Source organism: Bacillus mycoides (assembly GCF_001757995.1).
Lineage (GTDB): Bacteria > Bacillota > Bacilli > Bacillales > Bacillaceae_G > Bacillus_A > Bacillus_A mycoides_B.
In genome coordinates this window covers 209,854-235,103 of sequence record NZ_LXLV01000070.1, presented here as the reverse complement: position 1 = coordinate 235,103, position 25,250 = coordinate 209,854, and the positions used below count along the sequence as shown (strand labels likewise).

Sequence of the window (25,250 nt, the reverse complement as noted above, 5' to 3'; positions counted from 1 at the left end):
TTTATAATTGAATAAAAACGTGTATAAAGTCGATAGCTTACTATTTTATAAGTAGGTTATCGGCTTTTTTGAGTTTTTACGAGATAAAGAGAAGGATTTATAGTAGTGCTGGAGGTGGCTATTGATGATGTTAGCTGGTAGACAGTTACTGTTAGAAGAACTTTCTTCAGATTTGCAGGATAAATTGGATCATTTGAAAAAGAATCGAGACGTCGTTTGTGTACAAGGGGTAATTAAGCAATCTTCAAAATATATGTGCCAGCGCTGCGGAAATATAGAGCAGCGACTATTTGCATCATTTCTATGCAAAAGGTGCAATGAAGTATGTACGTATTGCCGGAAATGTATAACGATGGGCAGGGTAAGTGAATGTACTGTACTTGTTCGCGGGATTGCTGAAATAAGCGGAGAAAATTATTTGAATCCGTTACAGTGGGAAGGCGTTTTGTCTGCTGGTCAAGAGTTAGCTGCGCAAAGTGTCGTTGACGCTGTTAAGCAGAAAGAATCATTTTTTATTTGGGCGGTGTGCGGGGCTGGAAAAACAGAAATGTTGTTTCGCGGAATTGCAGAGGCGCTACAAAAGGGAGAGAGAGTTTGTATTGCAACGCCGAGAACGGACGTTGTACTTGAATTAGCACCAAGATTACAAGAAGTGTTTCCAAATATAAATGTAGCTGCTTTATACGGAGGGAGTTTAGACCGAGAAAAAGATGCAGCGTTAATCGTTGCAACTACACATCAATTGTTACGTTATTATAGGGCGTTCCATGTCATGATTGTAGATGAGATAGATGCTTTTCCGTATCATGTGGATAAGATGTTGCATTATGCAGTAAACAAAGCGATGAAAGAGGAGGCAGCACGTATTTATTTAACTGCAACTCCAGATGAAAAGTGGAAGCGTAAATTGCGGAATGGTAAGCAAAAAGGGATTATTATTTCAGGACGTTATCATCGTCATCCATTGCCAGTTCCACTATTTCGGTGGTGCGGAAATTGGAAAAAGGGTCTTATGCGTAAAAAAATTCCTCGTGCTTTATTACAATGGTTAAATATGTACTTATCTAAACAATATCCCATTTTTCTATTTGTTCCTCATGTGCGATATGTAGAAGAAATTAGCCAGTTATTAAAATCATTAAACAACCAAATTGACGGTGTGCATGCAGAAGATCCGGCGAGAAAAGAGAAGGTAGCAGCTTTCAGAAAGGGAGAGATCCCTTTATTAGTTACAACGACGATTTTGGAACGAGGAGTAACTGTGAAAAATTTACAAGTGGCAGTTTTAGGGGCTGAGGAAGAAATATTTTCAGAATGTGCTCTCGTTCAAATTGCAGGGCGTGCTGGCAGAAGCTCTGATGAACCGCATGGAGATGTCATCTATTTTCATTATGGAAAGACAGAGGCGATGGTGCGCGCGAAAAAACATATTCAAAGTATGAATAAAAATGCTAAAGAACAAGGGTTGATAGATTAATGCATTGTCTACTTTGTGATGAATATATTTCGTGCGCGATTAGTTGGTACACTTTTTTTGTTAAGCTTCAAAAAAAGTATATATGTGATAGATGTGAACAAAATCTTTCCTATATTATAGGAGAGATTTGCAAGGAGTGTGGTCGGCCTTTAGAACTTGTACCAGCTGAATATAAAAACGGGGATATTTGCATGGACTGCATAAGGTGGACGAACGAGCAGAGGTTTCCGTCTCTCATAAATCGTTCGTTGCATGTGTATGATGAAGGGATGAAAGAAATATTAGCACAGTTTAAATTTCGAGGAGATGCTGAATTAGTACATATTTTTCATCAGCCTTTTCGGAGTCTTTTTCAAAAGTATTTTGCGAATGTTTCAGCTGTCATTCCGGTCCCTCTTAGTGAAGAGCGAGAATACGAGCGTGGTTTTAATCAAGCGGAGTTACTAGCTTCTTGTTTGCCTATCAAAATGTTTTGTACATCATTAAGAAGAATCGAAACAGAAAAACAAAGTAAGAAGAAACGTAAAGAAAGGATATCGGGAGTTAATCCTTTTTATTTTCAGAGAGAAGAGATGTTTCATGAGCAACATGTTTTAATCGTGGATGATGTGTATACGACAGGAATTACTGTTAGGCAAATTGGAAGCCTTTTGTATGATCGAGGAGCGAGAGAGGTTTCTTGTTTGACGCTTTGTAGAGGTTAATATGTGAATGTCGAAAGGAATAATAAAAAGACGACAGATCTTCTTTGACTTACAGTCTTGTCATTCGTTATAGTCAGAATATGGGGCGAATGCCCTGATTTTAAGAGTGAAGGGAATGGAATGAACATGCAAGGACGAGTAAAATGGTTCAATGCAGAAAAGGGATTTGGGTTTATTGAGCGTGAAGATGGTGACGATGTGTTTGTTCATTTTTCTGCTATTCAACAAGATGGGTATAAGTCGTTAGAAGAAGGTCAACAAGTGAAGTTTGATATTGTTGATGGAGCACGTGGACCACAAGCGGCTAATGTTGTGAAACTGTAAAAATTAAGTTTTTGGAAAAGATAGAGCTTTATTTTTAGCAGCGTTATATAGATGGCGAAGCTCTTGCTCGTAACAGGGGCTTTTTTGTTGCGGAGAAGTTGTCAAAAAGTTGTTTCTTTTCTGTAACCAATTGTCCACAGTTACATTCGTTATTCATGATGTTAATAGGATAAAATAAAGATAGAAACGATGCATCTTTTCATTTCAACAAAAAACGATAAAAAAATCGCAATTCCACTAATTTTTTTAAAAAAATTAGAAGGAGTTTTTAAGCCAATGTCGAAATTATAGTACATAGGCTTGAAAGGAGGAATTCATCTATGAAATTCAACATTCGTGGTGAAAATATTGAAGTAACTCCAGCATTAAAGGAATATGTAGAGAAAAAGCTAAGTAAATTAGAGCGTTATTTTGATACATTCCCAGAGATTAAAGTTAATTTAAAAGTATACTCTGACAAGCAACGTATCGAGGTAACAATTCCATTTACAGATTTATTACTTCGTGCAGAAGAAACAAATAGCGATATGTACGCTGCGATTGATTTAGTAGTTGATAAACTTGAGCGACAAATTCGTAAACATAAAACAAAAGTAAACCGTAAATTACGTGAGAAAGGTTCTGTGAAAACTAACTTTATCCTTCCAGAAGCAGTAGCTGTTCTGGATGCGGTAGAAGAGGATGAATTAGAACTTGTACGTACAAAACGATTCGATTTAAAACCGATGGACGTTGAAGAAGCGATCTTACAAATGGATATGCTAGGACATAATTTCTTCGTCTTCACAAATGCTGATACAAATGAAACTAATGTTGTATATGGCCGTAAAGACGGGAAATATGGTTTAATCGAAACTAAATAATCATTCAAAAGCGTAGCCAAAATGGCTACGCTTTTTTTATATGTTTTTTACTTCCTTATCTTGTAATATTGATATGAATTTTAATGGCTAATTCGTAATGGAATTTAGAAGTCATGTTTTGTCACGGTTAATTGTATTACTATTCCAAAAGGATCTCGCACAATGGCATAACCCGGGCTGAAGGAGTTTTTTTCAAAAGGCGTTAAAATATAAACCTCATCATGTTCAATTAGCTTATGATAGAGTGATTCAATCGTTTGGAAATCTTTAGATTGAATGCATAATGATGAGCTATTACTTAATTGCCAAGGGCGTGTGGAATCCACTGCCTGTTCTGCAATCATAATTTTATTAGTACCAATTTGTAAAACGGAATGGGTAATATAATGTTCTTGGCTTTCTTTATACGTGAAATTCGGATCTATTTCTTTCATTTCTTTATAATTCTTTTTAAATAAAACTTTAGCACCTAAATACTGTTCGTAAAATGCAATTGCTTTAGCACCTTGCCCATTTAATGATAAAAAAGTGATTACTTCAAAGTTCATTGTATTGCCTCCTTCATATATGTTTACACTTATTACTATACAAGTATAAGGTGCCACACATTGGCACCTATAGGGAGAGTTTATGAAAAAAGTTGAACGTTTAAATAAGATGCTACGCTTTATTAATCAAAAACAAACATTCACATTGAAAGATTTAATGGATGAATTTCAAATTTCAAAAAGGACAGCTTTACGTGATATTGCATCTTTAGAGGAAATGGGTGTACCTCTTTTTGCAGAGTATGGTCGGTATGGAGGGTATCGTTTAATAAAAACGATGACATTACCACTGATTTCATTTACAAATCATGAAGTTTTTGCGCTTTATTTTGCAATGCAAGCACTAAGTAGTTTTGTAAGTATTCCCTTTCAAGTCTCGTTTCGTTCCATTAATAAGAAATTTTTAGATAGTGTTTCGTCAAAGCAGCGTGAGCAAATTGAAAACTTGCAAAAAAGAGTCTCCTTTTTTCATTTGGAACAAGCACATGAATGTGGTTATCTAGAAGAGATTTTGTTAGCTGCTGTTCAAAATAGGGCTTTAACTATAAACTATGTAACGCCGAAACAAACGACAATGCGCCGTATTCAGCCGATTTCGATTTATGCAATGAAAGGTTATTGGTATTGTCAGGCTTACGATTTAGATAAATCTGCTTATCGAGTGTTTCGCTGTGATCGTATTAGGTCGTCAGAAATAGTAGATGCTCAGGATAGTCTGGATTTGGAAAATATAAATATACATAACGCACATAGTCTTTGGAAAGCAACTGAACAAGCTATTCAATTTAAATGCTCAATTACTGCGAGGGGGATAGAGATATTTAAGCAACAACAATATCCTTCGATGAAATTACGGGAGGAACATGAAGGGACATATTTAATAGGAACTTATGAGCCTGCTGAAATTGACTTTATCATCTCGTATCTAGCTAGTTTTGGTAAAACTATAAAAATAATTGAGCCATCTTCTTTAAAAGAGAACTTAAAAGAATACTACTTAGATTTAATACAAAATTTGTAACGAAGAGAGATTAGTTTGTTGGAACAAATGAAATACAAACTTTTTCTGAATATAGGGCCAGACATTTGGACGATTGTTGTCATAGTTATAAGACAAGTGTTACAATTATCATTAGGTTTATACATTTTAGTTTTTTTAATTAGGAGAAAAATTGGCATAACATATATTTGATTTTTATAACGACTGATTGTAAAGAGAAAAAGAAAAAAGCAATCGGAAGTTTTATTTTAATAAAAAGAGGAGCGTATTCCCTATGATCGGTATTTTAAAAAAGGTGTTCGATGTTAACCAACGCCAAATTAAACGTATGCAGAAGACAGTTGAGCAAATTGATGCATTAGAATCATCTATTAAGCCACTAACTGATGAGCAATTAAAAGGAAAGACGCTTGAATTTAAAGAGCGTTTAACAAAAGGTGAGACAGTAGACGATCTACTTCCTGAAGCTTTTGCAGTTGTTCGTGAAGCCGCAACTCGTGTTCTTGGAATGCGTCCATATGGTGTGCAGTTAATGGGTGGTATTGCCTTGCATGAAGGGAATATCTCTGAGATGAAAACGGGTGAAGGTAAAACGTTAACGTCTACTTTACCTGTATATTTAAATGCTTTAACAGGAAAAGGCGTTCACGTTGTTACAGTCAATGAATACTTAGCACAACGTGATGCAAGTGAAATGGGACAACTTCATGAGTTCCTTGGCTTAACAGTAGGAATTAACTTAAATAGTATGTCACGTGAAGAGAAACAAGCTGCTTATGCTGCTGATATTACGTATAGCACAAATAACGAGCTTGGGTTCGATTACTTACGTGACAACATGGTGTTATATAGAGAGCAGTGCGTTCAGCGTCCACTTAATTTTGCTATTATCGATGAAGTCGATTCTATTTTAGTCGATGAAGCACGTACGCCGCTTATTATTTCTGGACAAGCTCAAAAATCAACAGAGCTATACATGTTTGCAAATGCATTCGTTCGTACATTAGAAAATGAAAAAGAGTATTCATTTGATGTGAAAACGAAAAATGTAATGTTAACAGAAGATGGTATTACGAAAGCTGAGAAAGCTTTCCATATTGACAACTTATTCGATTTAAAACATGTCGCACTTCTTCACCATATTAATCAGGGGCTTCGTGCACACGTTGTTATGCACCTTGATACAGATTATGTTGTACAAGAAGGCGAAATCGTAATCGTAGACCAATTCACTGGCCGTCTTATGAAAGGTCGTCGTTATAGTGAAGGTTTACACCAAGCTATTGAAGCAAAAGAAGGCGTAGAAATTCAAAATGAAAGTATGACGCTTGCAACAATTACGTTCCAGAACTACTTCCGTATGTACGAAAAATTATCTGGTATGACTGGTACAGCGAAAACGGAAGAAGAAGAATTCCGTAGTATTTACAATATGAATGTTATCGTAATTCCAACGAATAAAGATATTATTCGTGATGACCGTGCTGATTTAATCTTCAAATCAATGGAAGGCAAATTCAATGCAGTTGTTGAGGATATTGTAAATCGTCATAAACAAGGGCAACCTATTCTTGTTGGTACAGTTGCAATTGAAACGTCAGAGCTTATTTCAAAAATGTTAACACGTAAAGGTGTACGCCATAACATTTTAAACGCGAAAAACCATGCGCGTGAAGCAGATATCATTGCAGAAGCTGGTATGAAAGGTGCTGTAACGATTGCGACGAATATGGCTGGTCGTGGTACGGATATTAAGCTTGGAGACGATATTAAAAACGTTGGTCTAGCAGTTATCGGTACAGAGCGTCATGAAAGCCGTCGTATTGATAATCAGTTACGTGGTCGTGCTGGTCGTCAAGGGGATCCTGGTGTAACACAGTTCTACTTATCAATGGAAGATGAACTAATGCGCCGCTTCGGTTCTGATAATATGAAAGCGATGATGGATCGTCTTGGCATGGATGATTCACAGCCAATCGAAAGTAAAATGGTTTCTCGTGCTGTAGAATCTGCACAAAAACGTGTAGAAGGAAATAACTATGATGCACGTAAACAGCTATTGCAATACGACGATGTACTTCGTCAACAACGTGAAGTAATTTATAAACAGCGTCAAGAAGTAATGGATTCTGAGAACTTACGCAGCATTATTGAAGGTATGATGAAATCTACGATAGAACGTGCTGTTGCACTTCATACGCAAGAAGAAATCGAGGAAGATTGGAACATTAAAGGTCTTGTCGATTACTTAAATACAAACCTTCTTGAAGAAGGAGATGTAAAAGAAGAAGAGTTACGTCGCCTTGCTCCAGAAGAAATGAGCGAATCAATTATCGCGAAATTATTAGAACGTTATAACGAAAGAGAAAAACTTCTACCTGAAGAGCAGACGCGTGAATTCGAAAAGGTGGTTGTATTCCGTGTTGTAGATACGAAATGGACAGATCATATCGATGCAATGGATCACCTTCGTGAAGGTATTCATTTACGTGCTTACGGACAAATCGATCCACTTCGTGAATACCAAATGGAAGGGTTCGCAATGTTCGAGTCGATGATTGCTTCTATTGAAGAGGAAATCTCTCGTTACATCATGAAAGCTGAAATTGAGCAAAATCTAGAGCGCCAAGAAGTTGTTCAAGGTGAAGCTGTTCATCCATCTAGCGATGGCGAAGAGGCGAAGAAACAGCCGGTTGTAAAAGGTGACCAAATGGGCCGTAACGATTTATGTAAATGCGGTAGTGGCAAGAAATATAAAAACTGCTGTGGCATTGGAAAATGATAAAGTGAAACTTTAATCAGTGGGGTTTTTCCTATTCCCCACTGATTATTAGCTCTCACAAAATGGGCATTTACCGGCAGCGCGATTCCCACCTCGCATTCGCCGAATTTTGAGATGGGAGTTTTGCTGCCAGCGAATAGCGGGATAAAAGGATTAAACTCTCTCCGTAATAAGCGGAGAGAGTTTCCCTTGTTTTCATATGAAAGTAACAGCAATTACATAGAGGTGAAGGAAATGGAATTAGTAGAAATTAGGCAAGAATTAGAAAAAATGGCTAAGAGATTAGCGGCTTTTAGGGGGTCTCTTTGACCTTCCTACTAAGGAAAAACAAATTGCAGAATTAGAAGAAAAGATGATGGGCGCAGGATTTTGGGATGACCAACAAGGCGCACAAACTGTAATTAATGAAGCGAATGCGCTGAAAGATATGGTTGGAAGGTTCCGTCATTTAGATGAGACGTTCGAAAACTTAGAAATGACGCATGAACTACTTAAAGAAGAGTATGATGAAGATTTACATGAGGAATTAGAATCTGAAGTGAAAACTTTAATTCAAGAAATGAATGAGTACGAGCTTCAGTTACTATTAAGCGATCCTTATGATAAAAATAACGCTATTTTAGAATTACACCCAGGTGCAGGTGGAACAGAGTCACAAGACTGGGGTTCTATGTTATTACGTATGTACACACGCTGGGCTGAAAAACGTGGATTTAAAGTAGAAACAGTTGACTACTTACCGGGCGATGAAGCTGGTATTAAGAGTGTTACATTATTAATTAAAGGTCATAACGCTTACGGTTACTTGAAAGCGGAGAAAGGTGTACATCGTCTTGTACGTATTTCACCGTTCGATTCTTCAGGTCGTCGTCATACATCGTTCGTATCTTGTGAAGTTGTACCTGAATTCAATGATGAAGTTGAAATTGAAGTGCGTACAGAAGATTTGAAAATAGATACGTATCGTGCAAGTGGTGCAGGCGGACAGCACGTTAATACGACAGATTCAGCAGTTCGTATAACGCATCTACCAACAAACACGGTTGTAACATGTCAGTCAGAGCGTTCTCAAATTAAAAACCGTGAACATGCGATGAAAATGCTGAAAGCGAAATTATATCAAAAGAAATTAGAAGAACAACAAGCACAATTAGATGAGATCCGCGGAGAGCAAAAAGAAATTGGATGGGGCAGCCAAATCCGTTCTTACGTATTCCACCCGTACTCTCTTGTGAAAGACCATCGTACAAATACAGAAGTTGGTAACGTACAAGCAGTTATGGATGGGGAAATTAATCCGTTTATTGATGCGTATTTACGTTCTCGTATTTAATAAGAGAAAAAGCCAACAGAATTGTTGGCACATGTTGAGGTCCAAGAGGATATAAAGAGGCTTATCTTATTTATATTGATGAAATAAAGAGGAAGAGAAGTTGAAGGCGACAACTTCTCTTTTTGATGAGATTATATGTAGAATACAATGCCGTATATTGTTTTGTAAAAAGTAGAGAATAGTAAAACAGAGCGGTAATAGAGTAGGGCTTTATATAGGGATTCTCAGTTTTGGTTTGGAGAAAAAGGCTCTTTATAGAACTTTTTAAGGTGTTCACAGAATTGAAACAATTTATGAAAGCTTATTTTATTAGGCTTCTCACTATAGTTGTAAAAAATATGAAATATACCTTAGTTTTTCTATATAAAGATAATGCTTATAATGAATATTGAATGTGTTATGAAAACTATGGTCTAGTTATGAATGAAAAGAATATCAACAATGGGGAGCGATAGAAGTGAAAAAGAAATTGTTGGCTATTGCGTTAGGGACATCAGTCGTTTTTGCTTTAGGAGCATGTGGGAATAAAGAAGAGAGTAAAACTTCGAAACAATCTGCAAGCACAGATAGTGCAGAACAAATTTTCCAAAAAAGTTGTGCAGGTTGTCACGCGAAGGATTTATCAGGAGCAACTGGACCTGATTTAAGAAAAGTAGGCGGTAAGTATGACGCTGCAGATATCGAAGAAATTATTAAAAAAGGTCGCGGCTCAATGTCACCTGGACTTATTCAAGGTGAGGACGCAAAAAAAGTATCTGAATGGTTAGCTGAACATAAATAAAAAAGGTGAAATAGACGAGTTGATTATATGATCTTACCTAAAAATGATTTAGGTTAAGAAATGTGTCAGCTCGTTTACCTTTTTGGATGTAACATAACTGTAACAAAATTGTATCCGAACTGGAAACCGATTGATGTTACAATGGGGTTTGTAGAATTTTGATGAAATATATTACATAGAGTAGCGTTGCTAATAAAAAGCATGTATGGAAGCTACCTTCAACAAGAATGGTCGAGCGAAAATAAGGGTTTTTCTTTTATTTTCAAATGTACAGAAAAGTATTTCGAAAAAAATCATTAAGCATTGGGTGATAAATAATGATAAAAATGACGAATGTTTATAAGGAGTACCCAAATGGTATGAAAGCCATTGCTGGTCTCACAGTTAACATTAAACAAGGTGAATTCGTATACGTAGTTGGACCGAGTGGAGCCGGAAAATCTACATTTATTAAAATGATGTATCGTGAAGAGAAGCCATCTACAGGATCAATTAATGTAAATGGACTTGTAATTGAAACATTAGCAGAAAGAGATGTTCCATATTTTCGTCGTCAATTAGGCGTAATTTTCCAAGATTTTAAATTACTACCTAAATTAACGGTATATGAGAATGTTGCGTTTGCTTTAGAAGTAATTGAAGAAGAACCAGATGCGATTCGTGAACGTGTTACAGAAGTGTTAGGTCTTGTAGGTCTAGATGATCGTGCAGATGCACTTCCAAGCGAACTTTCAGGCGGAGAGCAACAACGTGTGGCGATTGCAAGAGCGATTGTAAATAGACCAAAGGTTGTAATTGCTGATGAGCCAACAGGTAACTTAGATATTGAAACAGCGCTTGATATTATGAATATTTTTAAACGTATTAATGAGCGTGGTACAACGATTGTTATGGCGACACATAACGCAGATATCGTAAATACAATTCGTCATCGTGTAATTGCAATTGAAGGCGGAAAAATTGTTCGAGACGAGATTGAGGGAGGATACGGATATGAAGGCTAAAACCCTTAGTCGACATTTGCGAGAAGGTGTAAAAAATCTATCCCGTAACGGATGGATGACGTTTGCTTCTGTAAGTGCAGTAACAGTTACATTATTACTTGTAGGTGTCTTTTTGGCAGCGATTATGAATATGAACCATTTTGCGACGAAAGTAGAGCAAGATGTAGAAATTCGTGTGCATATTGATCCAGCAGCAAAAGAAGCTGATCAAAAGAAATTAGAAGAAGATATGAGTAAAATTGCGAAAGTAGATTCTATTAAATATTCTTCTAAAGAAGAAGAGTTGAAACGTTTAATTAAAAGCTTAGGCGATAGTGGAAAAACGTTCGAGTTATTTGAGCAAGATAACCCACTGAAAGATGTATTTGTTGTAAAGGCGAAAGAACCAACAGATACGGCAACAATTGCGAAAAAGATTGAGAAAATGCAGTTTGTAAGTAATGTTCAATACGGTAAAGGTCAAGTTGAAAAATTATTTGATACTGTAAAAACTGGTCGTAACATCGGGATTGCGTTAATTGCTGGTCTTCTATTCACAGCGATGTTCTTAATCTCTAACACAATTAAAATTACAATTTATGCTCGTAGTACTGAGATTGAAATTATGAAACTTGTTGGTGCAACAAACTGGTTTATTCGTTGGCCGTTCTTGTTAGAGGGATTATTCCTAGGAGTATTAGGATCAATTATTCCAATTGGCCTAATTTTAGTTATATATAATTCATTGCAAGGTGTGTTTAATGAAAAACTTGGCGGAACAATTTTCGAGCTTCTACCATACAACCCATTCGTATTCCAATTAGCTGGTTTATTAGTGTTAATCGGTGCATTAATCGGTATGTGGGGAAGTGTAATGTCAATTCGTCGCTTCTTAAAAGTATAAAAAGTTGCAAACATAATTCGTACAAGCTTATCATATAGTAGAAATAGGTAAAGGCATCACACATCGTGTGATGCCTTTTGCTACACCACCTGTGTGTTCTGGAAAGGGGAATTCCGCATTGAAACGTAGAGTTGCAATTATTGGAATGGTTGTTGCATTTTTAATTGGTGCTGGCGGGATGTTTGGTGGTATGTACTGGTTTGGGATAAACCCAGCGTATGTAACGCAAACAGTATCGAATGGTAATGCTGGCACAGCGCAAGGGAATTTGGCAAAAATTAATGAGGCGTATGCACTAATTGATTCACGTTATGTGGAAGACGTGAAAGACGACAAGTTAGTCGAAGGTGCAATACAAGGCATGTTGTCTACGCTGAAGGACCCTTATTCCACGTATATGGATAAAGAAACGGCAAAACAGTTTAGTCAATCACTAGATCCTGAACTTGAAGGGATTGGAGCTGAAGTGAACAAAACGGACGGTAAGCTTATTATCGTATCGCCAATTAAAGGTTCACCAGCAGAAAAGATAGGAATTAAACCAAATGACCAAATTTTATCTGTAGATGGAAATAGTGTGAAAGATTTATCCCGTGAAGAAGCAGTATTGAAAATTCGTGGTAAAAAAGGAACGACTGTTGCAATTGAAATTAAGCGCGCAGGAGTAGCTGATCCGATTGTATTTAAAATTAAGCGTGAAAAGATTCCAATCTTCACTGTATTTAGTTCCGTAAAGCAAGAGAGCGGAAAAGATATCGGTTATATGCAAATTACTTCTTTTGCTGAAAATACTGCGAAAGAATTTAAGGATCAGTTAAAAGAGTTAGAGAAGAAAAACATAAAAGGCTTAGTTATTGACGTACGTGGTAATCCTGGTGGTTATTTAAATAGTGTAGAAGATATACTAGGAGACATCATGACAGATAAAAAGCCAATGCTACAAGTAGAACAGCGAAATGGTGAGAAGAAGAAATTCTCTACGGAACTGAAAGAAAGAAAGTCATATCCAATTTCAGTATTAATTGATAATGGAAGTGCTTCTGCTTCAGAGATTTTAGCGGGCGCGCTGAAAGAGGGAGAAGGATACGATTTAATTGGTGAAAAAACGTTTGGTAAAGGTACTGTCCAACAAGCTGTTCCATTTAAAGATGGCAGCAACATTAAATTAACAATGTTTAAATGGTTAACACCAGATGGCAATTGGATTCATAAAAAAGGAATCGCGCCAACTGTAGAAGTGAAGCAACCAGATTATTATCATGCGACACCAATTCAAATTGAAAAGACACTTTCATACAATTCAAATGATGTACAAGTAAAACACGCGCAAGAAATGCTTAAGAGCTTAGGATATGTACCAGGCCGTGAAGATGGATACTTTAGTAAAGAGACAGAATCAGCACTGAAAGCATTCCAAAATGCGAATGAGATGGAAGCGACAGGACAACTTGATAAAAAGACAGCTGAAGCGATTCAAACTAAAATCATTGAAAAAATCCGTTCTGGAGAAAATGATCTACAATTACAAACCGCATTGAAATTAATAGCGAAATAAGAAAGAATACAGGCACTTTGATGCCTGTATTTTTTTATGTGTTAAACAAACGTTTCTTTAGTTATGATAAGATAAAAAGAAAAAATGATATAAATGGTGGTGAATGAATTCGTGGAGGCATGGCTTTTTGAAATACTACGAGCAGTTGGACGTTTTTTCTTACACCCTGCTGTTTATGTATTTTTAATTAGTAGTATCTTCGTTGGATACTTACGTATATTACGAGAACGAAAAGATTTTTCTTTTAAAGTATATGATATTTGGTTTGAACTGCGAACTTCTCTATTTGCAGGTATTGGGTACGGATTAATCGTATCTATTATTACGATTGGGCTTGGGCTTGTTGTTTCAAAAGCGAGTTTATGGACAATTTTACTTTGGACGTTATTATTTGGATTAACTGCTATGTATCGATATTTATCTGTAGCTTATACTTTCGGAATCGCTATTGCACTCTTGTTGTTATCGTCTAAGATACCAGTTGCCTTCTTACAGGTTGGAGAAGGTGAAGAGGGTACGATTGTATCCCTTGCTATTTTACTAGGCGTTATGCTCGTTGTAGAGGGTTTATTAATCTCTAAAAATGCAGTTCGCTATTCTACGCCGAAAATTAAAAAAGGTAAGCGTGGGTTAAGAATTGGACTACATGAATCAAATCGTTTATGGCTTGTACCGGTATTTATTCTTATACCAGGAGATGCGGTGACAGGGTTTATTTCTTGGTGGCCTGTCGTTTCAATAGGTTCGACTACATACTCTTTATTCCTCGTACCATTTTTAATTGGATTTATGAGAAAGGTTAGAAGTTATGAGCCGACGGAAGCTTTATTATTTACAGGAAGACGTGTCTATGGATTAGCGGGGCTCGTACTCGTTTTAGGTATCGCAAGTTACTGGTGGCACGTACTCGCAATTATCGCGATGGGAGTCGCGATGCTTGGACGCTTTACAATCTCGATGCAAGAGAAAATTGCAGACGAGAAAAGACCAGCATACTTTGCCGCACGTAATGATGGACTTGTTGTGTTAGATACAATTCCGAATACAATCGGGGCGGAGATGAATTTAAAGCCTGGAGAAGTTATTACGAAAGTAAATGGAATCATTCCGAGAAGTACCGAAGAGTTTTATGATGCGCTTCAAACGAAGACGACAGGAGCATTTTGTAAATTAGAAGTAGTAGATACAAATGGTGAGCTTCGTCTTGCTCAAACAGCATTATACGCCGGGGGACATCATGAATTAGGTGTTGTGTTTGTCCAGCAAGAGCATGAGTGGGATTCGGAAGCTATATAAAATAAAATGGAAACCTTCATCAAACACAGATGAAGGTTTTTTAGTTTCATAGACGGATAACTTGAATAATTATTTGATAATGGTTATCATTTAGGGAGTCTTTTAATTTGGAAAAGGGAGGAAAAATATGCTACGTAAATTTTTTTCTTACTATAAACCGTACAAAGGTTTATTTATACTTGATTTTTCCTGTGCAGTTATCGCAGGCTTACTCGAACTTGGTTTTCCGCTTATCGTAAATCAATTTATTGATAAGTTATTACCAGGGCAAAACTGGACGCTTATTTTATGGGCTTGTTTCGGTTTATTCGCAGTTTACGTGTTAAATGCAGGTTTGCAATACGTTGTTACATATTGGGGACATATGCTTGGTATTAACATTGAAACTGATATGAGACAGAAATTATTTGATCATATTCAAAAGCTATCATTCAGATTTTTTGATAATAATAAAACAGGTCATTTAATTTCACGTCTTACAAACGATTTAATGGAAATTGGGGAAATTGCTCACCATGGACCAGAAGATTTATTCATTGCCATTATGACTTTAGTCGGAGCATTTTCATTTATGATGATGATTAACTGGAAGTTAGCACTTCTAACATTCTTCGTAATCCCGTTCTTATTATGGTTGGCACTTTACTTCAATAAAAAAATGACAGGTACGTTTAGACGTTTATTCTCAGACGTTGCGGATTTCAATGCATGTATCGAGAACAATGTTGGTGGTATCCGCGTTGTACAAGCATTCGGAAATGAAAAGTTTGAGAAAGAGCAATTTGCTGTAAACAATGCTCGTTTCCGTACAACAAAATTAATGGCGTATAAAATTATGGCGTTAAATTCATCTATTAGTTATATGCTGATGCGTCTCGTAACACTCTTTGTATTAATATGTGGTACATGGTTCGTACTGCAAGGTGAATTAACGTACGGTGGATTTATTGGATTCGTTTTATTAACGAATATTTTCTTCCGCCCAATTGAAAAAATTAATGCGGTTATTGAAAGTTACCCGAAAGGAATCGCTGGTTTTAAAAGATATGTAGAACTTCTGGAAACAGAGCCGGATATTGTAGATTCTAAAGATGCAATCGAAGTTAAACATGTACACGGCGATATTCAATACAATAACATCACGTTCGGATATGAAAATAAAGAGCCGATTTTAAAAGATATTAATTTGAAAATACATGCAGGTGAAACAGTTGCTTTCGTTGGGCCATCAGGGGCAGGGAAAACAACACTATGTAGTTTATTACCGCGTTTTTATGAACACTCATCTGGATCGATTCAAATTGATGGCATTGATACGAAAGAGATGACGCTATCGTCACTTCGGAAACAAATCGGAATTGTGCAGCAAGATGTTTTCTTATTTTCAGGAACCATTCGTGAAAATATCGCTTACGGAAACTTAAAAGCTTCAGAAGCTGAAATTTGGCAGGCGGTAAAACGTGCTCAGTTGGAGGACTTAATTTACTCGCAACCAGACGGTTTAGATACAGTTATTGGTGAGCGTGGTGTGAAACTTTCAGGAGGACAAAAGCAGCGCTTAGCAATTGCCCGTATGTTCTTGAAAAACCCGCCAATTTTAATTTTAGATGAAGCGACCTCTGCGCTAGATACAGAGACGGAACTTGCTATTCAAAAATCACTTGCTGAACTATCTGTCGGTCGTACAACGTTAGTTATCGCTCACAGGCTTGCAACTATTAAAAATGCAGATCGCATCGTCGTTGTAAATAAAGACGGTATTGCAGAACAAGGTTCACATGCTGAATTAATTGAGCGGGGCGGAGGGTATAGCAGGTTATACGAAGCTCAGTTTAGTTCGTAAATATAATTTCTGCTGAATTAGTGCACCATAAGTAAGTGAAAATCTTATATGGGAGGCTATAAAGCATGATTGTAACAACAACTTCTACAATTCAAGGAAAAGAGATTAGTGACTATATCGATATCGTCAATGGCGAAGCAATTATGGGGGCGAATATCGTGCGTGACCTGTTTGCTTCTGTTCGCGACGTTGTCGGTGGCCGTGCAGGCGCTTATGAAAGCAAATTAAAAGAAGCGCGCGACATTGCAATGGAAGAGATGAAAACTCTCGCAAGACAAAAAAATGCGAACGCAATTGTTGGTATCGACGTGGACTATGAAGTAGTTCGCGAAGGGATGCTAATGGTTGCGGTGAGTGGGACTGCTGTCCGTATATAAAGTGAAACTTTAATCAGTGGGGGGGGCATCCCCCACTGATTATTAGTTGAACCAATCGGGCGTTTACGGGCAGTTGATCTCCCACCTAATTTCTTTGCTCAAGCCGAATTTTGAGGTGGGAGTCTTACTGCCTACAAATAGCGGGATAAAGTAAAAAGCCGTGCTGATGCACGGCTTTTTCACTTTTATTGATGCTATTCTATGTCGAAGTTTCAATATTTCTTGGGAAATGCGGAAGGCCCTGTCGATATATAGGGAAGACATTAGAGCGCTTCTTTACATTCTTGGATTTGAACTAATAATGTTTCGTATTCTTGTTCGAGAGATGTGATGTCATCGTGATGATTTGGTATGGAAATTCGGCCGATGATTTCTGTTAGTTTTGTTTGTAATCGTAATAGTTCTTGTTCAATAACGTTTACAGAATCCCCGGTTGTTCTTTTTGTGTATTGTTCGTAATTACCGTGGAAGAGTCTTGGTTCACTCTCATCTACTTGTAGAATATGGTCTGCAACAGAGCGAATAAAGGCACGGTCATGGCTAATGAAAAGTATTGTGCCAGGATACTCTCGTAACATGTTTTCTAATTCTTCCTGTGTTGTTAAATCTAAATAGTTCGTCGGTTCATCGAGCAGAAGCATATTATAGTTTCCTAAAAATACTTTTGCGAGTGCAACCTTCATTCGTTCACCACCACTTAAGACGTGCACGGGTTTATGAACATCTTCACGGCGGAAAAGGAGCCGTGCAAGTATTGTTCGAACGAACGACTCAGTATAGTTCGTTTCTTCTAGAACATTTTCTAAAATTGTTTTCTCTGTGTTTAAAATAGATAGTGTTTGCTCGAAGTATCCGATTTTACAACTCTTCGAAAGCTGAATGCCACGCTCGTTTGCGAGAAGCATGTTGAACAAAGTTGTTTTGCCGCTTCCGTTTGCCCCTAAAATAGCAAGCTTTGCCCCAGGGACAATTGTTCCATTCATATTTTTAAATAATGTACGATCCCCTATTTTCTTCGTTGTTTTATTAAACTGAACAACTGCTTTACTATGAATTGGTGTGTGGTATTGTACGTCAAACTGAGCTTGAGAAAAGTTCTTCGGTTTTTCTTTCTGTTCCAACTTTTCAAGGCGTGTTTCTAGTGCTTTCGCTACTTTGCTAACATTTTCTTGCCCATGAGCCCCGCTGCACTTATAAAGTTTAGATTCAGATGAACTGAACCGTGTTGGGATTTTTGTCATGCTAGAAGCACGTTGCTTTCTTTGTGAAATTGACTGTTCTAACCGATTTTTTTCTTGTATATATTGATCATATTCTGCTTGCTTTTGTATTCGCTCACGTTCTTTTTGCTTTCGATAATTGGAATAGTTTCCTTTATATTCTTGAATCATCCCGTCTTCAATTTCAATAATTTTGGTACATATATTATCTAAAAAGTCACGATCATGCGATATTAAAACAAGTGCCCCTTTATAAGATAAAAATGCCTTTTCTAATTGCTCTGTACCAAACATATCTAAGTGACTTGTTGGCTCATCAGCAAATAGAATGCCTGCATCTTGTTCGAGGGCATGGGCGATCTTTAGGCGCATTCGTTCACCGCCGCTCATTGCATCTGTAACGTTTGAAATACTCCATTTTCCTTTTGCGAGAGAAGACGCGGTTCCCGGTAGTTCATCGCTAAGCTGAGGAATGATGGCGATAGAACTATGATGAGTTACTGTCCCTTTGTCAGCTTCTATTTCTTTACTTAATATTTGTAATAACGTAGATTTTCCAGCTCCGTTGACGCCGACAATTCCTATGCGTTCGTGTGCGTGAATTTCTAGTGATGGTAACGTAAATATGGTGCGATCACCAAAGCTCTTTTCGATATTACGTGCGATTAAAATAGTCATAAAAAAACCTCCCTAGTTTCACTAGAGAGGATAAAAGTCGCCCTTCAATGTAAAAATCGTACATAAATAAACGATTTTTCACATGATCGTCTCGAAAGAAAGTATCGACAAATGGACAGACTAATCCCCTGCTAGTTTTCATCATTTTTGTTCACTATTTGTGATGGATGAAATAAATAAGAGAATTAGAACTTCATTGGTCAAAGTACCTTCCTTTCATAATATTATTTTTATTGTATGCGCATACAAACGGGTTTGTCAAACTTATTTCTGTTGGCTATTTTTGAATTTATTATTATACAACTGTACGTTTGCTATTGCCTCAGCATCGTTCTGGATTTCATCTAATCCATTCGCATCCCCAATAACATACCCTTCAAATGATGAACCAACAAAATCAAAGATATATTGAAACTGGGCGATAAGCGGTAATGCTTTCAGCTTTGGATTGTCTCCGCCAACGATGACAACGTACATTTTTTTACCTTTCATTTTCTCTTTGAAATGAAGAGATATATCGCGCAAGCTTTGTGACCAGCGATCAACGAAGTTTTTCATATGGCCACTCATTCCGTACCAGTATAGCGGTGTAGCAAAGATAATCGTGTCGTGCTCTAGCATACGCTCAAGTAACTGTTTATAGTCATCATTTACAGGTTGAAATCCTTCTGCATCATGGCGCTGATCTATGATTGGATGGACAATATGATCACGCAAGTAAATTTGTTCTGTTTCAATCCCATCAATCACCATATGTGTTAAAGCTTCCGTATTTCCGTTTTGTCTTGAACTGCCATGTATAACAAACATGTAATCATCCCTTTTCTTTTGCTTGTTTTAGGAGTGAAACGTGTTTTTGTAAATTCGTTTGAATGTTGGAAAGTAATGTGATTTGCTTCGTTACCTCATCAAGTTTGTCTTCGTAAAGTGTAAGGATACTACTACACGGATTTTCGTAAAGATGCGGATCGATTTCGAGGCAACGTAGCATTCGTTCTGTCTCTTCTAAATTTAAGCCAATTTGTAAGTACATTTGAATAAGTTCTACTTTTTCGATGGCACTTTCATCAAATTTGCGGTAGCCATTTTCAAGGCGTTTCGAAGAGAGTATTCCCTTTTCTTCATAATGTCTCAGTGAGCGCTCGCTGACCCCTGTTTTTTTAGATAACTCTCCAATTCGTACTGCATTTCACTCCTTTTACATGTATTGTAAACCTTCACACTAATGTGAAGGTCAACTCTGTTTTTTCGCAAAAGAATCCACATGATTTAAGAACACTTGAATAGCTTTAGATGGAATAAAATATTTGCCGCGCACGATGGAGAATGGGCGGATTAATTGTTCATTTGGAACTTCGACGTGGAATAGCTCTTTTGCAAGTAGCTCTTTCCGCACAGTCCAGTCTGAAAGGATAGCGATGCCGAGCCCGGCAGCGACGGCTTCCTTTACACTTTGAATACTGCTAAATGTAAAGAATCGTTTCATTTTCAAATGATGTTGATGAATAAAACGATCGCTATAGGCACGTGTGCCAGAACCGCTTTCCCTTAATACCCAGACTTGATCTTGCAATGTATTTTCGTTAATTCCCTCGATATGGAGCAATGGATGGTTTGGCGGGACGACGAGTTTCATTTCATCTTGCATAAAAGTTTCAACATCTACGTCAGCGTATACGACTTGGCCTTCCACTAAGCCGATATCAATTTGATTAGAGCGGAGGCTTTGCAAAACTTCTTCCGTATTGGAGATAAAGGTATGAACTTCGACGTGTGTATTTTCATTGGCAAAGCGCGCAAGTATTTTCGGAAGTAAGTATTCGCCAATTGTAAAGCTAGCGCCAATGCGGAGCGTCCCTGTTACAACGTTATGTAGTTCATTAATTTCTTGTTTGGCATCTTCGTAAAGAGAGAGCATTTGCTTTGCGTGTATGTATAATATGTTTCCTGCTTCTGTAACTTGGACGTGCTTTGGGGAGCGCTGAATAAGTGTCGTCCCAAATTCATTTTCCAGGTTGCGAATGTGCATACTAACGCCGGGTTGTGAAAGGTTTAAAAGTTCTGCTGCACGAGAGAAATGTTTTTGTTCAACGACAGTCACAAAGATTTTCAAAATGTCGACGTTCATTTGTTAGGCCCCTTTATTTTTGTTTTCATTTTATCATAAGTATTTCTGATGATAGGGATTCAATATTGATATTAAACTTATTATTAAAAATCTCTTATAATGTAACTAGAAAGAACATGCATGTTCCAATACGATTATTGGGGTGGTACAAAGTGGAACAAACACTTGTTATACAAAAGAAGAAGGGCTTTGGATTTTCGCAAGGTATTGGGATTACGTTATTAATCGCAATCGCCGCGAAATATTTAGCAGAGCTTCCATTTTTAAATATTATGGGACAATTAGTAATCGCTATTCTAATCGGAATGGTTTGGCGCGCGGCAATCGGGATTCCTCAAGAAGCGATAGCGGGAACGAACTTTGCGAGTAAGAAGTTGCTTCGCTTTGGGATTATCTTACTTGGAATGCGGTTAAATCTTGTAGATATTGCAAAGGCGGGACCGAAAGTATTGGTCATCGCTGCAGTTGTTATTACATTTACAATTTTCGTTGTATATGGACTAACGAAAGTATTTAAAGTAGAGAAGAAATTAGGGATTTTAACGGCGTGTGGGACAGCGATTTGCGGTGCTGCTGCGGTCGTGGCAATTGCACCACAAGTGAAAGCAAAGGACGATGAAACGGCGGTTGGCGCCGCAATCATTGCTATTTTAGGTACGATATTTACGCTTATTTATACGTTATTATATCCAGTGCTTGGCTTATCTCCGTACGGTTACGGTGTATTCTCGGGAGCGACGCTGCATGAAATTGCTCACGTTATCGCGGCTGCAGCGCCAGGCGGTAGCACGGCTGTAGACATCGCAGTTATTGTGAAATTAACGCGCGTAGCGATGCTTGTTCCAGTAGCAATTTTAATTGGGTTATGGTTTGGTAAGAGCGAGGGAAGCGAAGAAAAGGGATCGTGGAAGGACCTTCCAATTCCTTGGTTCATATTCGGATTTTTAGCGATGAGTGCGGTGCATTCACTTGGGATTATCCCCGAAGTTGTTGCCGGCTATATTGTAATAATTGCGTACATGCTTATCGCAATGGCGATGGCAGGGCTAGGTTTAAATGTAGAGTTTAAAACGTTCCGCAAATTAGGAAGTAGGGCATTCGTGGCAGGGCTAATTGGCTCGGTTTGCCTTTCGGTACTTGGATACATTCTTGTATATGCATTAGGATTTATGTAGTAGCAAAGAGGCATCTTATAGATGTCTCTTTTTTTACCTTTTTTTGTAAAGATATCTTTACTTGTATTTGGAAAATATTTATAATTAAAGTAAAGATATCTTTACTTTCGAAGGTGGAGCCTATGGGTGTGAAAAATAAAATTAAGAAATTACGAAAACAAAATCATATAACGCAAATTGAAATGGCAAAGGCGATGCAAGTGACGCGGCAGACAATAGTGGCGGTTGAGAACCACCACTATAACCCAAGTCTAGAGTTATCCCTAAAAATCGCCAAATATTTTGGAATGAAGGTAGAAGAAATATTTATGCTGGAGTAAGGGGAGAGAAAATGAACGATACTAAAAAGTTGTATATCGCTACTGTCTTAGGATTATGTGGAGGGGACGTTTTAGTTCGTATTATGGATCCATCCATACCGATGTTATCGCTAATAGTTAGTAACATTTTAGCAATTCTACTTTTAACAGTGTATACGTATTATAAAAAACGTAAGTACAAAAAAGAAGAACTGCCAGAGATAGATGAGCGAGTAAATGAAAATATAAAAAAGTATGTAAATGTCTCATTTATATTCGCATTTATCCTTCTCATTGTTTACATTGGTGCGAGCAAAGTCGTAGGCAGAGATGGCATACCTACGCCAGAAATATTCATTGTATGTAGTTTCTTATTTGCTGGTAGTCTCATCGTAGGAGTTATGGCGGGAAAACGAGCATAGCGATAGGAGGAATGAAAATGCAAGATGAGTTTGAGAGATTTCAATCGGATAAAGCGTTTAAATATTTAGGGTTATTTTTAACAATTAGTTTAGCGATATGGAGTTTATATAATTTAATTGTTTATGGAAATGCTGGTATGCCATTTGTTTTATTTGTACTCGGACAGTTTGTTTATTTCGTTGTGAATTATTGGCCGAAGTGGAAATATAGACATAGTAAAGAGACTGATCGTGTATGAGTAAACATGATGTTATAAAGTTTATCGGTAGCTTATCGTTAGCAGGTTTGATTTTGAATGTGAGTTTAATAATTTTAAGTATTTCGTGGGAAGTAATTTTTATATCGAATGTGACGTTAGTCATTTTATATGGAATTTCGGAATATAGAGAGCAGAAGCGCTTGAAAGAAGAGGGAGTACCATCGATTGATGAGAGAGTTGTAAGTAAGATGAAGTCTTATTTTACTATTTGTATTACAAGCTGCTTTTTCTTGTTCATTATGTATCTTTGCGTAAATAAGTATTTAGATAGACAAGTAGTAAATGTAAATGAGTTATTATATATTGCTATTTTTGGTTTACTAATGAGTATGGCATCGACGAGTGTGTTAGCACCAAGAAATAAATAGATAGAAAAAGGGGAACTGGGATGGGATTACCGGTGTTATGTGTCGCTACAGCTATATTTGCGCTTCTTTGGGGAATGCAAAACTTTTCTCGTAATCCAGTGCCGAGTATTTGTATTATGATTGGTACTGTAGGTTTATCATATTATTTATTACTATCAGCGCATTACCATAAAACAGCAAAGAGTATTGTTGGAGCGCTTATTTTATTTTGTGGGCGTGCTATACAAAAGGGTCTTCTTCCATAAAAGCTGTTTATACAAAAGGTATAAACAGCTTTTTGTATTTTTTTTACAAACTACTTGAAAGTTACGTTGCGTCACCTTTTATAATGAAAGAGAAGAGGTGATGGGATTGATTTCGATTCAAGAACTTACGAAGGAAACAGGGGTTACAGTAAGAACGTTACGCTATTATGATCAAATCGATTTATTAAAGCCGAGCGGAAAAACGGATGGGGGACATCGGTTATATAGCGAGAAAGATGTTATTCGTTTGCAGCAAATTTTATTTTTAAAAGAAATGGGTTTTTCATTAAAAGAAATTATGAATATGTTAATAACGGGTGAGCTCAATTTAAAAGTATCGCTTGAAAAGCAACTTAAGTTTGTACAAGAAGAACAGAAAAAGTTCAATCGAATGGAACGTATTTTACAAGCGGTAGTGCATTCAGTAAATATGGAAGGTGAATTAGATTGGAAAGTTATGTTTGAGCTTATTCAGCTTTCAAGACAGTCTCCGCGTATACGTGAAATATTCCAAAATGAACTGTTTTCAAAGGAAGAGCAAAAGTTACTTCATAATTTGCCGAATATGAGTGAAGAAGATCCGAATGTTTTAGAATGGGTAGATTTATTAAAGCAATTACGTAACTTTATGAAAGACGGTAAGGAAGCGTCATCTGATGAAGTACAAGAGGCAACGAAGAAATTAATGCAGAAGTGTTTAGAGATGGCTAATGGTGATGAATCGTTTTTAGATAAGCTATGGGAAGTTAGAAAATCGAAGGATGATTCACAGAAAATGAGCATGTATCCAATTGAAGAGGAGCTTTTAGTATATATGGATGAGGCTTTTCTTATATATGATGAAAGGGAGAAGGATAAATGAGTATACTCGCAGAATATCGATGGTATTTTTTAATTGGTGCAGAGATTGTATTTTGGTTATCCGCTATCGGCTTCTTTTTACTAAGGTATGGATTTCGCTTGAAAAAAGCGAGCTTTATTATGGGGATTGTGCTACTCGTAAATGAAGTGTTTATTTTAACTTTAGGAGTAGTGGACTACTATCAAACAGGAAAGTTCTCTAATTTTCAAATCATTACTGTAATTATTTTATTGTATGCGGTTTTTTATGGGAAAAAGGATTTAAAGAAATTAGATATACTTGTGCAAAAACTAGTTGCGAAATGGCGCAATGAACCGATTCCTATTATCGAAGATCCACTTGAATTAACGGGTATGGCGCATGCGAAACAGGAAATGAAAAATTGGGCTTTGCATCTTATTTTATTTGCTGTTGTGCATATTTTCTTTTTCTTTATGTATGGATTTATTCCATTTGAACAGTGGGGAAATTGGTTAGAGTCAGGAATCGTTTTAAATAAAGCAGCGAGTCGCGTGAGCCAAGTTTGGGCGATTATATTTTTAGTTGATACGGTGATTTCATTTTCATATGTAATTTTTCCTAAGAAGGAAAAAGGAAAAGAGAGGCTACTTTCATAGAGGAAAGTAGCTTTTTGTAAATTTAGTATAGGTTTCTTTTTATGGTATATAAACAGTTTGTATCGGAGAGGATGACAGTAGGAAAAAGAGCTGCATGAAGTAGAGGTTGTTTATAGGTTAATAGATTGTACAAATGAAAATGGACGCAATGGATATGACTTATTATATATACCTAAAAAATAAAATTGATAGAGGAAGGAAGTTCT

Annotated in this window: 27 protein-coding genes; 22 read left to right on the top strand and 5 right to left on the bottom strand. The window is 37.0% G+C overall.

The window, feature by feature from the left end; all coding sequences use genetic code 11:
• Positions 1 to 127 precede the first annotated feature (127 nt).
• The 4 genes from comFA to hpf all read left to right on the top strand — a co-directional run bounded on the left by comFA (position 128) and on the right by hpf (position 3,368).
• Positions 128 to 1,477 carry an ATP-dependent helicase ComFA gene (comFA, locus tag BWGOE10_RS25690; protein WP_070145502.1) on the top strand — a complete coding sequence of 450 codons (1,350 nt, stop codon included), beginning with the start codon at positions 128 to 130 and terminating at the stop codon, positions 1,475 to 1,477.
• The gene (locus BWGOE10_RS25685) at positions 1,477 to 2,181 is read left to right on the top strand and encodes a ComF family protein (RefSeq protein WP_070145480.1); all 705 of its coding nucleotides are present in this window, start codon (positions 1,477 to 1,479) and stop codon (positions 2,179 to 2,181) included. The genes comFA and BWGOE10_RS25685 overlap by 1 nt, the downstream gene beginning before the upstream one ends.
• Before the next feature lie 126 nt (positions 2,182 to 2,307).
• Positions 2,308 to 2,505 carry a cold shock protein CspC gene (gene cspC / locus BWGOE10_RS25680; protein ID WP_044439520.1) on the top strand — a complete coding sequence of 66 codons (198 nt, stop codon included), beginning with the start codon at positions 2,308 to 2,310 and terminating at the stop codon, positions 2,503 to 2,505.
• Positions 2,506 to 2,825: 320 nt separating this feature from the next.
• A complete protein-coding gene (hpf, locus tag BWGOE10_RS25675) occupies positions 2,826 to 3,368 on the top strand; it encodes a ribosome hibernation-promoting factor, HPF/YfiA family (protein ID WP_000671183.1) in 543 nt (180 codons plus the stop codon).
• 104 nt (positions 3,369 to 3,472) lie between these two features.
• Here the strand turns inward: hpf and BWGOE10_RS25670 are convergent, their stop codons facing one another.
• Positions 3,473 to 3,916: a VOC family protein gene (locus tag BWGOE10_RS25670; protein WP_070145479.1), complete on the bottom strand. Its 444-nt coding sequence runs from the start codon at positions 3,914 to 3,916 to the stop codon at positions 3,473 to 3,475.
• A gap of 82 nt (positions 3,917 to 3,998) precedes the next feature.
• Between BWGOE10_RS25670 and BWGOE10_RS25665 the strand changes: the two genes are divergently transcribed.
• The 10 genes from BWGOE10_RS25665 (at position 3,999) to BWGOE10_RS25620 (ending at position 16,770) form a co-directional block, all read left to right on the top strand.
• The gene (locus BWGOE10_RS25665; RefSeq protein WP_070145478.1) at positions 3,999 to 4,937 is read left to right on the top strand and encodes a helix-turn-helix transcriptional regulator; all 939 of its coding nucleotides are present in this window, start codon (positions 3,999 to 4,001) and stop codon (positions 4,935 to 4,937) included.
• Between the two features lie 253 nt (positions 4,938 to 5,190).
• Positions 5,191 to 7,698, top strand: coding sequence for a preprotein translocase subunit SecA (secA, locus tag BWGOE10_RS25660; RefSeq protein WP_070145477.1), 2,508 nt, complete (start codon positions 5,191 to 5,193; stop codon positions 7,696 to 7,698).
• A 234-nt stretch (positions 7,699 to 7,932) separates the two neighbouring features.
• A protein-coding gene (gene prfB / locus BWGOE10_RS25655) for a peptide chain release factor 2 (RefSeq protein ID WP_098786280.1) occupies positions 7,933 to 9,031 on the top strand; the annotation gives its coding sequence in 2 pieces (ribosomal slippage) (positions 7,933 to 8,004 and positions 8,006 to 9,031; 1,098 coding nt in all).
• Between the two features lie 457 nt (positions 9,032 to 9,488).
• Positions 9,489 to 9,812, top strand: a complete 324-nt coding sequence (gene cccB / locus BWGOE10_RS25650) for a cytochrome c551 (RefSeq protein WP_070145475.1) — start codon at positions 9,489 to 9,491, stop codon at positions 9,810 to 9,812.
• 317 nt (positions 9,813 to 10,129) lie between these two features.
• Positions 10,130 to 10,816 (top strand): cell division ATP-binding protein FtsE, encoded by a 687-nt coding sequence (gene ftsE / locus BWGOE10_RS25645; RefSeq protein WP_033712425.1) that lies wholly within the window; start codon positions 10,130 to 10,132, stop codon positions 10,814 to 10,816.
• Positions 10,806 to 11,699, top strand: coding sequence for a permease-like cell division protein FtsX (gene ftsX / locus BWGOE10_RS25640; protein ID WP_070145474.1), 894 nt, complete (start codon positions 10,806 to 10,808; stop codon positions 11,697 to 11,699). The genes ftsE and ftsX overlap by 11 nt, the downstream gene beginning before the upstream one ends.
• Positions 11,700 to 11,769: 70 nt before the next feature.
• Positions 11,770 to 13,254 carry a S41 family peptidase gene (locus BWGOE10_RS25635; RefSeq protein ID WP_070145473.1) on the top strand — a complete coding sequence of 495 codons (1,485 nt, stop codon included), beginning with the start codon at positions 11,770 to 11,772 and terminating at the stop codon, positions 13,252 to 13,254.
• 111 nt (positions 13,255 to 13,365) lie between these two features.
• Positions 13,366 to 14,550, top strand: coding sequence for a PDZ domain-containing protein (locus tag BWGOE10_RS25630; RefSeq protein WP_171903145.1), 1,185 nt, complete (start codon positions 13,366 to 13,368; stop codon positions 14,548 to 14,550).
• A gap of 127 nt (positions 14,551 to 14,677) precedes the next feature.
• Entirely contained in the window at positions 14,678 to 16,393 is a 1,716-nt protein-coding gene (locus BWGOE10_RS25625) for an ABC transporter ATP-binding protein (protein ID WP_070145471.1), read from the top strand.
• A 65-nt stretch (positions 16,394 to 16,458) separates the two neighbouring features.
• Positions 16,459 to 16,770 carry a heavy metal-binding domain-containing protein gene (locus tag BWGOE10_RS25620; RefSeq protein WP_070145470.1) on the top strand — a complete coding sequence of 104 codons (312 nt, stop codon included), beginning with the start codon at positions 16,459 to 16,461 and terminating at the stop codon, positions 16,768 to 16,770.
• Positions 16,771 to 17,033: 263 nt separating this feature from the next.
• Here BWGOE10_RS25620 and abc-f read toward each other — a convergent pair whose 3' ends face one another.
• The 4 genes from abc-f to BWGOE10_RS25600 form a co-directional block, all read right to left on the bottom strand.
• Positions 17,034 to 18,668, bottom strand: a complete 1,635-nt coding sequence (gene abc-f, locus BWGOE10_RS25615; protein WP_070145469.1) for a ribosomal protection-like ABC-F family protein — start codon at positions 18,666 to 18,668, stop codon at positions 17,034 to 17,036.
• Positions 18,669 to 18,932: 264 nt separating this feature from the next.
• Positions 18,933 to 19,478, bottom strand: coding sequence for a flavodoxin family protein (locus BWGOE10_RS25610; RefSeq protein WP_070145468.1), 546 nt, complete (start codon positions 19,476 to 19,478; stop codon positions 18,933 to 18,935).
• Positions 19,479 to 19,482: 4 nt separating this feature from the next.
• Positions 19,483 to 19,845, bottom strand: coding sequence for a MerR family transcriptional regulator (locus BWGOE10_RS25605; RefSeq protein ID WP_070145467.1), 363 nt, complete (start codon positions 19,843 to 19,845; stop codon positions 19,483 to 19,485).
• A 57-nt stretch (positions 19,846 to 19,902) separates the two neighbouring features.
• Positions 19,903 to 20,796 (bottom strand): LysR family transcriptional regulator, encoded by an 894-nt coding sequence (locus BWGOE10_RS25600; RefSeq protein ID WP_070145466.1) that lies wholly within the window; start codon positions 20,794 to 20,796, stop codon positions 19,903 to 19,905.
• A gap of 152 nt (positions 20,797 to 20,948) precedes the next feature.
• Here BWGOE10_RS25600 and BWGOE10_RS25595 point away from each other — a divergent pair, with 152 nt between their 5' ends.
• The 8 genes from BWGOE10_RS25595 (at position 20,949) to BWGOE10_RS25560 (ending at position 25,044) form a co-directional block, all read left to right on the top strand.
• Positions 20,949 to 21,971: a YeiH family protein gene (locus BWGOE10_RS25595; RefSeq protein ID WP_070145465.1), complete on the top strand. Its 1,023-nt coding sequence runs from the start codon at positions 20,949 to 20,951 to the stop codon at positions 21,969 to 21,971.
• Positions 21,972 to 22,093: 122 nt separating this feature from the next.
• Positions 22,094 to 22,291, top strand: a complete 198-nt coding sequence (locus BWGOE10_RS25590) for a helix-turn-helix transcriptional regulator (protein ID WP_070145464.1) — start codon at positions 22,094 to 22,096, stop codon at positions 22,289 to 22,291.
• Between the two features lie 11 nt (positions 22,292 to 22,302).
• Complete coding sequence (locus BWGOE10_RS25585) at positions 22,303 to 22,692, top strand: hypothetical protein (protein WP_070145463.1); 390 nt, start codon at positions 22,303 to 22,305, stop codon at positions 22,690 to 22,692.
• A 17-nt stretch (positions 22,693 to 22,709) separates the two neighbouring features.
• Positions 22,710 to 22,931, top strand: coding sequence for a hypothetical protein (locus BWGOE10_RS25580; protein ID WP_070145462.1), 222 nt, complete (start codon positions 22,710 to 22,712; stop codon positions 22,929 to 22,931).
• Complete coding sequence (locus tag BWGOE10_RS25575) at positions 22,928 to 23,320, top strand: ATPase (RefSeq protein WP_070145461.1); 393 nt, start codon at positions 22,928 to 22,930, stop codon at positions 23,318 to 23,320. Before BWGOE10_RS25580 ends, BWGOE10_RS25575 begins: the two co-directional genes overlap by 4 nt.
• 20 nt (positions 23,321 to 23,340) lie before the next feature.
• Positions 23,341 to 23,565, top strand: a complete 225-nt coding sequence (locus BWGOE10_RS25570; RefSeq protein ID WP_070145460.1) for a hypothetical protein — start codon at positions 23,341 to 23,343, stop codon at positions 23,563 to 23,565.
• 100 nt (positions 23,566 to 23,665) lie between these two features.
• The gene (locus tag BWGOE10_RS25565; protein WP_070145459.1) at positions 23,666 to 24,427 is read left to right on the top strand and encodes a MerR family transcriptional regulator; all 762 of its coding nucleotides are present in this window, start codon (positions 23,666 to 23,668) and stop codon (positions 24,425 to 24,427) included.
• On the top strand, positions 24,424 to 25,044 hold the full coding sequence (locus BWGOE10_RS25560) for a hypothetical protein (RefSeq protein WP_070145458.1): 621 nt from the start codon (positions 24,424 to 24,426) through the stop codon (positions 25,042 to 25,044). Before BWGOE10_RS25565 ends, BWGOE10_RS25560 begins: the two co-directional genes overlap by 4 nt.
• Positions 25,045 to 25,250: the final 206 nt, after the last annotated feature.